This window comes from Pseudomonas sp. UW4 (assembly GCF_000316175.1).
GTDB lineage: Bacteria > Pseudomonadota > Gammaproteobacteria > Pseudomonadales > Pseudomonadaceae > Aquipseudomonas > Aquipseudomonas laurylsulfatiphila.
The window spans coordinates 4,818,839-4,832,271 of sequence record NC_019670.1 but is presented as its reverse complement, the minus strand read 5'-3'; the positions used below and the strand labels follow the sequence as shown (position 1 = coordinate 4,832,271).

11 protein-coding genes and 1 pseudogene are annotated in these 13,433 nt (G+C 50.8%); 5 read left to right on the top strand and 7 right to left on the bottom strand.

Translation table 11 applies throughout. The features are described 5' to 3' along the window. Window positions 1-40: 40 nt before the first annotated feature. A complete protein-coding gene (locus tag PPUTUW4_RS21315) occupies window positions 41-649 on the bottom strand; it encodes a TetR/AcrR family transcriptional regulator (protein ID WP_015096520.1) in 609 nt (202 codons plus the stop codon). Between the two features lie 216 nt (window positions 650-865). On the opposite strand from PPUTUW4_RS21315, the gene PPUTUW4_RS21310 reads away from it, so the two are divergent. Then, window positions 866-1,927: an MBL fold metallo-hydrolase gene (locus tag PPUTUW4_RS21310; protein ID WP_015096519.1), complete on the top strand. Its 1,062-nt coding sequence runs from the start codon at window positions 866-868 to the stop codon at window positions 1,925-1,927. A gap of 127 nt (window positions 1,928-2,054) precedes the next feature. Here PPUTUW4_RS21310 and PPUTUW4_RS21305 read toward each other — a convergent pair whose 3' ends face one another. Beyond that, a complete protein-coding gene (locus PPUTUW4_RS21305; RefSeq protein WP_007978167.1) occupies window positions 2,055-2,372 on the bottom strand; it encodes a hypothetical protein in 318 nt (105 codons plus the stop codon). Window positions 2,373-2,491: 119 nt separating this feature from the next. After that, window positions 2,492-3,457 (bottom strand): hypothetical protein, encoded by a 966-nt coding sequence (locus PPUTUW4_RS21300; RefSeq protein ID WP_015096518.1) that lies wholly within the window; start codon window positions 3,455-3,457, stop codon window positions 2,492-2,494. Between the two features lie 113 nt (window positions 3,458-3,570). Between PPUTUW4_RS21300 and PPUTUW4_RS21295 the strand changes: the two are divergent. Then, window positions 3,571-5,350, top strand: a pseudogene (locus PPUTUW4_RS21295) (SulP family inorganic anion transporter). Window positions 5,351-5,467: 117 nt separating this feature from the next. Here the strand turns inward: PPUTUW4_RS21295 and PPUTUW4_RS21290 are convergent. The 3 genes from PPUTUW4_RS21290 to PPUTUW4_RS21280 all read right to left on the bottom strand — a co-directional run bounded on the left by PPUTUW4_RS21290 (window position 5,468) and on the right by PPUTUW4_RS21280 (window position 7,341). Next, complete coding sequence (locus tag PPUTUW4_RS21290) at window positions 5,468-5,884, bottom strand: very short patch repair endonuclease (RefSeq protein ID WP_015096516.1); 417 nt, start codon at window positions 5,882-5,884, stop codon at window positions 5,468-5,470. A gap of 94 nt (window positions 5,885-5,978) precedes the next feature. Continuing rightward, a complete protein-coding gene (locus tag PPUTUW4_RS28390) occupies window positions 5,979-6,692 on the bottom strand; it encodes an HNH endonuclease (RefSeq protein WP_015096515.1) in 714 nt (237 codons plus the stop codon). 115 nt (window positions 6,693-6,807) lie between these two features. Beyond that, complete coding sequence (locus tag PPUTUW4_RS21280) at window positions 6,808-7,341, bottom strand: Bro-N domain-containing protein (RefSeq protein WP_015096514.1); 534 nt, start codon at window positions 7,339-7,341, stop codon at window positions 6,808-6,810. 572 nt (window positions 7,342-7,913) lie between these two features. On the opposite strand from PPUTUW4_RS21280, the gene PPUTUW4_RS21275 reads away from it, so the two are divergent. The 3 genes from PPUTUW4_RS21275 (at window position 7,914) to PPUTUW4_RS28385 (ending at window position 12,760) form a co-directional block, all read left to right on the top strand. Then, entirely contained in the window at window positions 7,914-10,280 is a 2,367-nt protein-coding gene (locus tag PPUTUW4_RS21275) for a sensor histidine kinase (RefSeq protein WP_015096513.1), read from the top strand. Window positions 10,281-10,282: 2 nt separating this feature from the next. Then, complete coding sequence (locus PPUTUW4_RS21270; protein WP_015096512.1) at window positions 10,283-11,290, top strand: hypothetical protein; 1,008 nt, start codon at window positions 10,283-10,285, stop codon at window positions 11,288-11,290. 195 nt (window positions 11,291-11,485) lie between these two features. After that, a complete protein-coding gene (locus tag PPUTUW4_RS28385; RefSeq protein WP_015096511.1) occupies window positions 11,486-12,760 on the top strand; it encodes a DNA cytosine methyltransferase in 1,275 nt (424 codons plus the stop codon). Between the two features lie 41 nt (window positions 12,761-12,801). Here PPUTUW4_RS28385 and PPUTUW4_RS29625 read toward each other — a convergent pair whose 3' ends face one another. Then, a complete protein-coding gene (locus tag PPUTUW4_RS29625; RefSeq protein ID WP_015096510.1) occupies window positions 12,802-13,380 on the bottom strand; it encodes an HNH endonuclease in 579 nt (192 codons plus the stop codon). Between the last annotated feature and the right edge of the window lie 53 nt (window positions 13,381-13,433).

Below are 13,433 nucleotides of genomic sequence, written 5' to 3'. Positions count from 1 at the left end.
CGAAGCCATTTATTGTCGGCAAGTGCTGAAAACGGCTGGACTAGAGCTGGTAATAGCCCAGGAACATGTCCAGCGCGGAATCCGCCACCGTGTTTTGCTCCTCGGCTGACAAGCCGGGTTGGCCCATGGAAATCTGCGGCCAGAATGCAAAAGACTTGAGCAGGCCATGGATCTGTTGCGCAGCGAACTCGGGAGCCACGGTTTTCAATCGGCCATCCGCCTGAGCGGCACGAATCCACACCGTCAGCCCCTCTTCGCGTTCGCCCATTCGCGCCACCATATCCTGCGCCCGCTCCGGGGAATGAATGGTCGCCGCTATCGCCACCCGGGCCAGATCGAGAAAATTGTCATCGCCCAACATTTGCAGCTTGGCCATCAGCAATACGCGCAATTGGTCGCGCAACGGCAGGTCGGGGCGGTAGGCCATTTCCTGTTCGGCCGTCACCCGGATCCATAACTGATTGAGGATCTCGGCGAACAACTCTTCCTTGCTGGGAAAGTGGTTGTACACCGTGCGCTTCGACACACCGGCAGTGGCCGCAATCTTGTCCATGCTGGTGATCTCGAAACCGTTGTTACGGAACTCGATGATCGCGGCTTGAATGATCGCTTGGCGTTTTCGGTCGGTGAGGCGCTGTGGAGCTGTCATAAGTACGCTTCGGCAGGAAGAAAAGGGAAACTACACTCAGCAGTTTACTTGTCATCGACTTTGATGCAACCTAGAAACTACACTGTGCAGTGTAATGTTTTGTTAATCCTGCCCGGTAAAAAATAGAAAGTCCGGCTGATGCGTGCGTGCCTTGGCCCTTTATCGTCCCAAAACGGAGAATCGCGTCAAACGCGGTTTTTCTGGAGTCATTCAGTCATGGCCAATTCAAACTCCCCGGCGGATAACGCCTCCACACCTGAAGCGTCCCGACAGGCTCAAGGCCAGTACCAGAACTTCACGCCGGTTCAACCTTTAAGCTTTGGCAAAACCATGGGCATCCTGTGGAACGCGCTGTTCCACAAACCGCAAAACACCCGCCCGAGCGCCCCCGTCCCGGTGCAAGCCCTGACGCAAGCCGCGCTGATCGCAGCGCCCAACCACAGCGTCTATCGCCTGGGCCACTCCACGGTGCTGCTCAAGTTGCGCGACAAATTCTGGATCACCGACCCGGTCTTCGCCGAGCGCGCCTCGCCCGTGCAATGGGCCGGCCCCAAGCGTTTCCACCAGCCACCGATCAGCCTGGAGGCATTGCCGCCGATCGAAGCGGTGATCCTGTCCCACGACCACTACGACCACCTGGATCATGCGGCTGTGTTGAAACTCGCGGACAAGACCAAACATTTCCTGGCCCCGCTGGGCGTAGGCGACACCCTGATCAAGTGGGGCATCGACCCCAGCAAAGTCCGCCAACTGGATTGGTGGCAAGGCACGGAAGTCGATGGCATCCGGTTCATCGCCACCCCGTCGCAACACTTCTCCGGCCGTGGCCTGTTCGACAGCAACAGCACCCTCTGGGCCTCGTGGGTGATGATCGACGCTGACACGCGCATTTTCTTCAGCGGCGACAGCGGCTACTTCGACGGCTTCAAACGCATCGGCGAACAGTACGGCCCATTCGACCTGACCCTGATGGAAACCGGCGCCTACAACGTCGACTGGCCGCACGTGCACATGCAACCCGAACAAACCCTGCAAGCCCACCTCGACCTCAAGGGCCGCTGGCTACTGCCGATCCACAACGGCACCTTCGACCTGTCGATGCACGCCTGGTACGAACCCTTCGACCGCATCCTGGCCCTGGCCTGGGAGCGCAACGTATCGATCACCACTCCGCAGATGGGAGAGGCGTTCAACCTGATGCATCCGCAGCGTGGTGGTGCGTGGTGGCTGGCGGTGGAAGGGGAGAGTGAGCAAGTGGTGGTGCAGAACGCCCTGTAGGAGCGAGCCTGCTCGCGATGGACGTTAACGATAACGCGCAAATCCTGGATAAACGCGGTGTCCTTGAGTCCATCGCGAGCAGGCTCGCTCCTACAGGAGGCCATTTATCGTCAGTCGGTGAGTTGGCTCACTCCACCATCGCAAAATCCGCCCGCCCGACCGGATTCGGCGTCGACCCTTTCACATTCATACCTCGACCCGGTGCAAACCCGGGGAAGAACACCAACCCTTCCGATTCGAACCGATAGGCCAATGCCAGGCGCGTGACATCCAGTACTTCCTGGCGTGCCTCGAAGCGTTGAATGGCCTCCACCGAGACTCGGGACTCGCGCGACAACTCTTCCACACTCCAGCCCAGCATCGCTCGGGCCTGGGCGCAGTGGGCCGGGGTGAATTGGAAGAGGGCGATACGTTCCAGGGTGATTTTCATCGCTTGAGAGGCCATGGTGTTCTCCGGGCTCGAGAGTGTTGGTCAAAATATACTGTGTTTTTGTACAGTTGTTTTGAGCCCGGATCAAACGCAATTTTTGATTATTCTTTTCAGGCAGACGAACGGCACTGCACTTATTTGTCCGCCAACCCCGGCGCCTCCCGCACGATAAAGTGATCCAGATTCTCGATGTTGGCGCTAAACACCCCGAACGTCTGCTCGGGGTTTTTCTTGCTCGGCACCTGCTTCAGCTCCGGCGTCACGCCATAAAAGAAGCAGTACAACTCACGCCCGCTCTCGATGGCGTGCTTGATCTCCTCGAGGAACGCCTTGCGCTTGCGGTAGCTGTCGATGAGTTTTTTGCTCAGGTAGACATTGACCGAGTAAGGCCTCTTTTCGAACCAGACCTTCTTCTCGAAATCGATGCGAAAACTCTGGGTGTAGTCCTTGATCTCCTTGACCTTGCCCCAGTAAATCAGCCCCTTGTTGTCCTGCAGGTATTCGATCTTCTTGAAAAACGAGCCATAAGGCGCGGTGTGCTCGCCGATCTTCAGCGGCACGCGCTTGAGCAAATCCTTGTCGTCGAAGTTCGATACGAAACACTCCACCGGGTGGGCGAAGACGCTGGTCTTGTCCGGGGCCGACTCTTTGCCCGGTTGTTCGATATTACTAGCCCCCTTAGGCGCCACTGGCTCATCCCGAACCACATCGGCAATCACCTCCGGGCTGGACGGCTTACGCACATACTCACGTCGAGTCAGTAACAATTCCGACGGGAAATTTTCCTCGCGGCTGTCATCCGTTTCCGCCTCTTCCACACCCGACGCCGGCGCCTTCAAGCTGACATAAGGGCAGCCCTCGACATGCCGCGTACTCGGCAAGTTCTTGAAGTGCGGCGTGCGCACGTAATTCACATTCTTGGCGTTGAACGTGCCCAGCTCATTGGCCGCATCGAACGCCAGGCGACAGGCATCGTTGGGGCACTGGAAGTGTTCCCTGGCGGAGTCGAAGTCCATCGTCTCGTCGAAATTCAGATCCCGAACGTCGTAAATCGACAACTTGTCGTTGAGGCTGAGGCAGTAGGCGAGGTCGAATTTCATGTCGGCTTCCAGGTCCTTTAGGTGAACAGCTTCCAGTGATGGCGCATTCGAAGCAATAGCTACACTGAGATCACTTCGATATCGCCGAGTCTGTCCATTAACGAGGGCGATTCATGAGCCATCCAGATGCTTCGCCCCCTCTCCCGGAACCGGGCCGCATAGCCCGCCGGGACGAACAGACCGGTTGGCGCCGCTGGCTGCCGGGATTGGGCGTGCTGCGCGAATACAAATGGGCGTGGTTGCGTTACGACATCGTGGCCGGCCTGGTGCTGACCACGATGCTGGTGCCCGTCGGTATCGCCTACGCGGTGGCATCGGGCGTGCCCGGCATTTATGGCCTCTACGCGACCATCGTTCCGCTGCTGTTCTATGCCCTGTTCGGCCCCAGCCGGATCCTGGTGATGGGGCCGGACTCCTCCCTGGTGGCCGTCATCCTGGCCGTCATCATTCCACTCTCCGGCGGCGACCCGCAGCGTGCCGTGGCCCTGGCGGGGATGATGGCGATCGTCTCGGGAGCGGTGTGCATCCTGGCCGGTATGGCGCGCCTGGGTTTTATCACCGAGCTGCTGTCCAAACCGATCCGCTACGGCTACATGAACGGCATCGCACTGACTGTATTGATCAGCCAGTTGCCCAAGCTGTTCGGTTTTTCCATTGAGTCCGACGGCCCATTGAGAAACATAGGGGCCATCGCCTCGGCGCTGATGGAGGGAAATGTCAACTGGGCTGCCTTCACGGTAGGCGGGCTCACCCTGGCGGTGATCCTGCTACTCAAAAGATGGCCGCGACTGCCGGGCATCCTGATCGCCGTGGTCGGCGCGACGGTCGCCGTGGGAGTCCTCGACCTGGCGACACGTGCCGGTGTGTCGGTCCTCGGTTCGCTCCCCCAAGGCCTGCCCGGATTCGCCATCCCCTGGATCACCACCGCCGACATCGTCCCGGTGGTGATCGGCGGGTGCGCCGTCGCACTGGTCTCGTTCGCCGACACCAGCGTGCTCTCCCGTGTCTATGCGGCGCGGACCCGAACCTACGTCAACCCGAACCAGGAAATGGTCGGCCTCGGCATCGCCAACCTGGCGGCCGGACTTTTCCAGGGCTTCCCGATCAGCAGCAGCTCGTCACGCACGCCCGTGGCCGAAGCCGCCGGCGCCAAAACCCAAATGACCGGCGTCGTCGGCGCACTGGCGGTTGCCTTGCTGCTGGTGGTGGCACCGGACCTGCTGCAACATCTACCGTCCAGCGCCCTGGCGGCCGTCGTGATCGCCTCGGCCATCGGCCTGATCGAAATCACCGACCTGCGCCGGATCTATCGCATCCAGCGCTGGGAATGCTGGCTATCGATCGTCTGCACCGTCGGCGTGGCCGTGTTCGGCGCGATCGAAGGCATCGGCCTGGCCATCGTGATCGCGATCATCGAATTCCTCTGGGACGCCTGGCGCCCGTACTCCGCCGTATTGGGCCGCGCCGACGGGGTCAAGGGCTACCACGACATCAAACGCTACCCCGACGCACACCTGATCCCCGGCCTGGTCCTGTTCCGCTGGGATGCGCCCTTGTTCTTCGCCAACGCCGAACTGTTCAGCGACCGCGTGCTGGACGCCGTCGCGGCATCGCCCACACCCGTGCGCTGGCTGGTGGTCGCCGCAGAACCGGTCACCAGCGTCGACGTGACCTCCGCGGACATGCTCGCCGAACTGGACGACACCCTGCACGCGGCGGGTATCGAGTTGTGCTTTGCCGAGATGAAGGATCCAGTGAAGGACAAGATGAAGCGGTTTGGGTTGTTAGCGCGGTTGGGGGAGACGGCGTTTTTTTCCTACGATTGGGACGGCGGTGGATAGTTATGTGGCGAATTATCGGGTGGACTGGATGGAAGGGGAGATGGATCGATGAGCAGGGCTGGCTTGCGGTGTGCGCCGCCAATCTCCTGTGGGAGCGAGCCTGCTCGCGATGGCGATCTCCCATGCAATGAGCAAAGAGGCCGAGCCATCGATATCGTGTTAGGCGCGCTTAATGGGCGTGCATGGTGAGTAATTGGATGCGCTCTTTTATGCGGTTGAGATCTTTCAGCTCACATTCCCAAATCACATCAACCCGCCAATCCATCAGTTTTAGTTTGTTGATGCATCGCTCGTCCCGGCTGGCGTTGGTGTCGAATTTCTGTGTCCAGTACTCGGGGCGAGTTTTTGGGGTAGAGGCATATTTGCACCCATGCCGATGCCAAAAACAGCCGTGAACAAACAAGCACAAACGATGTTTGGGGAAGACTAAATCGGGCGTTCCAGGCAAGTCACGCCGATGCAATCGAAAGCGTAACCCCATCGCATGGCATATGGATCGAACGATCATCTCAGGCTTTGTGTTTTTGCCTTTTATCCGCGCCATTAATTTAGAGCGTTGCTCTGCCGTGACCGTGTCAGCACACATTCGGATCGCCCTCCCGACTGCTACGCATCTGAAGTGAGCATGCAAACGTTACGGCAGTCAGGTCAAGGGAGGACTGAGCGAGCGGCTCAACCGTTTATTCACGAAGCAGTCGTTCGATCCTCGAGTACAGCGATTCTGTGTACTCAGCCCGATCATTCGAGTGGTGACAACGCTGATGACAGTTCGGGCACAACGCTACGGCGTTGGTGGTGCGATCCGATCCTTTTTCGGCGAGAGGCTTAACATGGTGGACTTCTAGATAAGGCAAACCACGCTTCTGGAATGGAGCGGGTTGACCACAGCCTTCGCAATGACCTTCTGCTTCATTGCGAACCCAGGCTCTCACCTCGGGATCGCGTACATAGGTTGTGCTAGAGCTTGGCGCCTTCTTCGGTTTCAAAATGCCTTTTGGTACATGTTCAAATTTTTGTTTTTGAAGCACAGCTGCACGTCGTTCGAGTGTCTCTTCATCGGCTGTTGGAGATGATTCGTCTCCAGCCAATATGCCTCGATCCGCCAACACGTCGCGAATGGCGTTTTCAACATTTGAGCCGACATGCGGTGCCGGTTTGTATCCATGGATGCGTTTTTTACCCATCCTTTCGAGTACGGTTGAAATGTTCAGCATCCGGAACTCCACGGAGCCTTCGGTACGACCAGACAAAGCACCTTCCCGCAGGACGCGGTTTACATGGGCCTTGTTGAACTTTTGCCCACTCTTTTCCAGCTCTAACATTTTCAGATAAGCATCAACCGCAGCTTCAAGCTCAGTGACGCTCCAATCGGTGTTGTTTGTCTCAATGTCCATAAGTTCGCCGAGGGTTGAAACCCTCGGACGATACTGAGTGGCCATTACGGATGTCTACGAAATTTCCTACAAAAAATAGCGACGGATCTGACTATCGATCCTACAGGCACGTCAGCTACCCCATCGAATGCTTCGAAGACTGAAATACCTGTGCAACTCTCCGCCACCAAGGTTTAACCACCGTCGACCGTCGCTGTGGCTGATCGTGCAGCAGGTATGGCACGTCCCGCAGCCGAATCCAACCCTCATCCTGCCAATACAGCATGCTCAGCGACATTTCCGGCCAATCCAACAAACTCAGCATAGGCCGATCCGAACTGCCTTGCGGTTCGGCGTCGCGCAAGGCCGGCACCACCTGATTGGTTAACCACTCGCGTAGTAAACGATTCTCTGGAATGTAGTGATAAACCAACAGTGCATACACGCCGGACTCGCTGAGCATCAGCTGTTTTTCCGGTTTCCGGAAATACTCAATCCACAAAATGCGGCGTTGATCCTTATCTAGCTTGCTCACCATACGATCACTCAGATGAACACCCATCAAGCGGCCAATATCGCGGGCACAGAACCAGGGTTGATTTTCAAGGAGTAGGGTGTGAAGAGCGAGGGTATAGCGGGTGAAGACTGTGGGGTTGTGTAAATCAGGCATGGCAGGCCTCCAGATACGGAAGCGGGCGAACTATAGGGCGGTTGGAGCTGTTTAGCTTCGTGAAGGAGGCGATATTTCTAGGCATGTCCATTACCTCTGTGTGATGTCAGCTTTCTTAGGGCTGGGTGCCGGGAGTTAAGAAACCCCACACAGAGGGCCGGACATATTCCCCTTTCGGGTCTTGTATTAGCCCACTCCCGGCATAACAGAGATTTTTTGCGGCGCACGGGGGAGCCGTGGGCACAAAAAAGCCGCTACTGTCGGGTGCGGTCAGTCCGCTGTGTGAGGTGTTTCTTAGGCACCGGAGGTGCAGGCTAAGTGGTCAGTTAATGAGAGTCAACAGGCAAATCAAAAGATAAAAATGTGTCACAAATTGTGCTTTCGTGTAATTTACGATCATGGCACTTGGCCCGTGTCGGGATAGCTTGATGGTTTCGGCGATACATAGATTTTACGATTATTTAGTTTTTAGGCGGAAGTAGTATTTGTTTTAAAGATTAAGTGCGGCTTTTTGTTGACTCAGGTGTGCATCTTCAAGCGCCCTTATGGAGGGGAAAATGAAGGAGTTGAGGATGGAAAATGGGCGTCAACTGCGCAGCGATGGAAGTGTTCTTCATTTTAAAGTTAGTTCCGCCCTTAAGACTCTCATTGGTAGAGATTTAATAACCGATGAGTTTGTGGCGATTTTCGAATTAGTTAAAAACTCTTTTGATGCTCGGGCAACTCGAGTAGATATTCTTTTTGATCAAGGCCGAGTTTATATCGCCGATAATGGCAAAGGAATGTCTTTTGATGATATTAGGGATAAATGGCTATTTGTTGCATATTCAGCTAAGGGTGATGGTACAGAGGATTTAGATTACAGGGAGCAGATAAATTCATCAAAATCTTATGCTGGAAGTAAAGGAGTAGGTAGATTTTCGTGCGATAGATTGGGGCGTACGCTTTTTATGCAAACCAAAACCGCACTAGCTTCGCAGTTTGAGATTGTTGAGGTTGAGTGGGATTTGTTCGAGGGTAACTCAAAGGACGAGATTGCAACTATACCATTGTTCCATAGTACTAGAGCTGCAATCGAAGTGCCGAAAAGTTTATCTTGGTTTGAGTTCGGTACGATTTTAGAGGTGGGTGAGCTACGTGAGGTATGGTCTCGTGAGAAATATTTGAAGTTGAGGTCCGCGCTTGCAAAGCTAATCAATCCATTTGGGGGTGGGGATGGTTTTGAAATAAATCTCACCGTGCCCGAAGAGGAAAAAGGCGATATTTCTGTTTTAAGTGATCTTAAGTCTGGTGATGAAGTTAATCCTTTGTACCTTGTTAATGGTCCAATTCAAAATTTCATTTTTGAAACGCTTAAAGATAAAACAACACACCTGCAGGTTGAAATATCTGATGGCGGAAGTTATATCACTTCCATACTAACGGATAGATCAGAAATGATTTATAAGGTTAGAGAGAAAAACCCCTATCCCCTTTTGAAGGAGGCTAGTTTTAATTCGAATCTTTACTATTTGAATCGTTCGGCAAAACAAACCTTTTCGCGCCGGATGGGGGTCCCATCAGTCCGTTTCGGTTCAATTTTTCTATTTAAAAATGGGTTTCGTGTTTTTCCTATAGGTGAGGAGGGGGTTGATACTTTCGGTATAGATCGGAGAAAGCAGCAGGGATATGCAAGGTTCTTGGGGACGCGAGATGTTATTGGACGTATAGATATCATTGGGGTAGATGACAGATTCCGAGAATCTACTAGTCGAGACCAAGGGCTAATAGATACTCCTGCGTATAGACAGTTAGTTGATTGTTTTGAAGATAAATGTTTCAAAAGGCTGGAGCGTTATGTCGTTGGGGTTAATTGGAAAGATGCGCTCGACTTAGATGTTGAAGATACATCTAGAATACGGGGTGAGGCTGCATCCGCACGCATTACTGCAATTGTTGCCCAGTTGGCGGGTGGAGAGGGAGTTGAGCTACTAGATTTTAGTCGTGAACTCATCAGGATTCTGAATGAACGTTCCGATGACTTCAAAGAGTCGTTGGCAGGTCTTAGAACTCTTGCAGAAAAGTCAGGTGATAAAAACTTACTTGAAGAGTTAGACGCTGCATCATACCGATACAACGAATTACAGCGAGCAGAGGCTGCTGCCCGCGATATCGCGGATCGCGAACGTACTGCGAGGCGTGATGCCGAACGCAACGCCGCTGAATCTGCTCAGCGAGCCGACGCCGCAACTAAAAGTTATGAGGAAGAGCGAAAGCGTAATCTGTTTCTTACATCTATTTCTAATCTAGATAAAGATACTATTGAGATTTTACATCACCAAATAATAATACATGCGTCCGCTGTTAACGAAATAATAAATGGGCAGTTCGATCGTCTTCGGCATGATCGAGATTTTAGTATAGATGATGTAAAAGTTGCTTTGGAAAATATTTCGTTTCAAAATAGAAAGATACTATCAATTGCTCGATTTGCTACGAAGGCGAATTTTAGGATGGAGTCTGAGACGATTACAGATGATCTAGTATCTTACATTGAGCAGTATATAAATCAAGTCGCGCCAATGCTAGCGGAAACAGGGATTAGTATATCTGTTATTAATAATGCTAAGTCGCTAGTAAGAACGTTCAAACCAATAGAAATTTCTATAATGATTGATAACTTTATAAGTAATGCAGGCCGAGCTGAGGCTGACAAGATAGTTTTTTCATTGAGGCAGATCTCAGTTAAGGAGCTACAAATTAATGCGGTCGACAATGGTCGAGGGTTTGATGCTGGTATTGTTGATCTCAATCGCCTGTTCGAAAAAGGATACTCTACATCGACGGGATCTGGGCTGGGACTTTATCACGTGCAGCAAATTATAGACTCCTTAGGTGGGTCAATTGCAGCTGAGCGTGGGGGCTCAGGAGCCGAGTTTGTCTTAAGGATAAAAGGATAGGAATGATGCATCTCGAATATAGGATTCTGTGGTTTGAAGATCAAATTGCAAACATCAAACCATATCAGGACAATATACGTAACGCTATTTCTCGGTTGGGTTTCAACCCTAAGATTGAAACTCGTGAAGTAGTAACAGGTGCCGGGGATCCTTTAGCTGACTTGCCGCTGTCTCGAGATGTTGATCTCGTGATGATGGATTGGAAGCTGGGCGGAGGTTTTGATGGTGCTAAGTTAGCAAAGCGTTTGAAAGTTTATTATCGCGACACAGATATGGTTTTCTATAGTTCTGAGTCTGCTGCGACATTGAGGAGGCTGATATTTGATCAGGATATTGACGGGGTGTTTTGTTTTCATAGGACTAATTTGAGCGATAGAACCATTGGGCTAGTTCAGTCTCAACTTAGAAAGATGCTCGATCTTAATCATATGCGTGGCATTGTTATGGCCGCAACTAGTGATTTAGATCAGGCAATGATCGAATGTCTTGAAAAAATTCAGCCATTAATAAGTGCTGAAGATAAAGACGCATTCGTTAAAGGGATTGGCACAAAAATCTCTGAAAGTCTCAGAAGCAAAGCGAACGAAATAGATAGACTCATGGAGCGAGGCCGTCTAGATAAGCTATTAAAAGAGCCGTCTTTCGGTGCTGCGCTCCGACTGAGTATTCTACAGGATGAAATTGCGAAAATAGCAGATCGTATTTCTGAGGTTCATCTTTTGGAGCGTCTTGCCCTGTATCGTGATGAGGTCATCGGCCCGAGAAATGATTTTGCGCACAGGCGTGCAGTGCTTGCAAATGATCAATTGGTGTTGGAAGGAAGAACTCAACCGTTTACTCAAGAGTCTATGATTGCACTACGTCTAAAGCTATTGTCTCACTTTGATAATCTGAGTGGCTTGATTAGCTTGCTTGCGGAACTCGGTGAGTCACCCAGCTCCTCCCAGTCTGCAGTTCTTCAGGATATAAAAGAAGATTTAATGGGCGCGATTGTAAATCCTGATAGTTAATGGTTTTGCTATAGTTAGTTGCATAAGGATTTGATTGTGGGCAGTGTGAAGGAAGCATCTCCCTTTCCTTCACTTATTGCGTACGTTAATATGCACCACGTTTGAAAAAATTAAGCATCGTTAATTTTTTCATTCATGAACGTTGGTGAAAGTCAATTTGTTTGCGCTCTGGATAGATGAAAACTAGGTTGAATTATGCGGTTTATTGACGTTTTTGCCGGCTGCGGCGGGCTTTCTCTAGGGCTGCTTAAGGCTGGTTGCCAGGGCGTTGCAGCTATTGAAAAAAATCCGATGGCCTTTCAAACCCTTAAGCATAACCTAATTGATGGCGATCGCTATCGGTTTAATTGGCCTTCTTGGCTGCCTATTGAAGCTATGAGTTGTGAGGCTTTTTTAGAAAACTATAAATCACACCTACTAAAGCTAGCTGGTACTATCGATTTAATGGTGGGGGGGCCACCCTGTCAGGGGTTTTCAACGGCCGGGCGTCGTAATCCGGAAGACCCACGGAATAAAATGGCTGAGCAGTATCTTGAGCTAGTTAAGATAATAAGGCCTAACTTTATAGTTATCGAAAACGTAAGTGGATTTAATAGCAGGTTTACTCGTAAAAATAGCGATGCTGAAGTGGATGGTAAGTACATCACGCAGTCGTATGCGGATTTTATTTGTGAGTCACTTTCTTCCTTGGGGTATGCGGTCTCGCGTGGAAAAATAAACTGCGCTGATTTTGGTGTTCCTCAAAATAGGCATAGATATCTAATCGTCTGCTCTTTAGTTGATTGTGAAGACTTGTTTCAGCGATTGCGCGATTCTAGTGTGCGTTTTAAAGCTTTAAAAGGATTGGATGTTAATAAGGCTACCACAGTACGAGATGCGATTTTTGATCTGGAAACTACGTCTAAAGTTTTGGTAGACAACTCTGATTCAGGTGTTCGTGGGTTTCGTGAATTGGACTACACTCTTCCCCTTGTTTTGTCGCCTTATTTGAAGCTTATGCGCGATGGGTTTAGTGGTGTTCCTAATAGTATGCGCCTCCCTAATCATAAGGCCAAAACAATAGAGCAATTTGAAAGTATCAGGCAGATGGCAGTGCCAGGAAAGTCGATATCAAAAGCATCTAGAGAGTTTTTGGGGCTAAAAAAACACGCTATTACGGTGTTGACTAGTGGTGAACCTTCCCCGACTATAACAACTTTGCCGGATGATATAATTCACTATAGTGAAAATAGAATCTTGACGGCTCGTGAATCTGCAAGAATACAGTCATTCCCTGATTGGTTTGAGTTTACTGGGAAATATACTACAGGGGGCGCGGCAAGAAAGTTTGATTGCCCTAGATATACTCAGGTAGGAAACGCAGTTCCGCCTCTTTTATCTGAAGCAATTGGAAATATGATACGGGCTGCTTCTGCTGATCAACGCAGTAAGAAATTAGCGGAGGTGGATAGTAAAAGTTGCTGTGTATAGTTTTTGGTTTTCTATATCTCCGATGTGGTAGTTGTGTCAATTTAAAGTATGGCCCATTGTGGGATGTTTGCTTTGATAAGGGCTCGAATCATCTTGGAGGGAGCAGTTCGCCATATTTCGTGTGCTAGTTCCAGCTTTGAATACTTTTCGTCGTTCAGAAATTTTGTCATATGCATACAGCTCTGCAGTTTCATAAAAAAAACAAGCATATGATCGTCTATATAATAAAACTCATTGTGCGCTAATTTTTGTAAGTGTGCGTCTTTTATTAATGAATAAATGTAGTAGGAGGCATCATCTAGGTTGTCTCCACCTTCCATATCTACAGGCATGTTGAGGTTAGGCGAACCATTGAATGTTGCGTGTTGTCGGTTGTGGCATGTAAAGCAAAGCGTAATCCCATTTCCTGGTTGAAACCATCCGTGAGGATAGAGGGATCTACGGAATATATGATGTGCCTGTATTTTTTCTTTCGAGGAACAAACTACGCACTTGTATTGGTCTCTTGCTTTAATGTAGCGACTCCATAATCGTAGTGCCCACTTGTCAGATCTGTTATTTTTAATTGATAGTATCAGGGAGAGTTGCTTGTCAATTAAATTTAATTTGTGTTCGTCCATGATTTTGCTCTTCTTTTTAACATTCTTTAAAAAAAACCCTGAAATTATTCAGG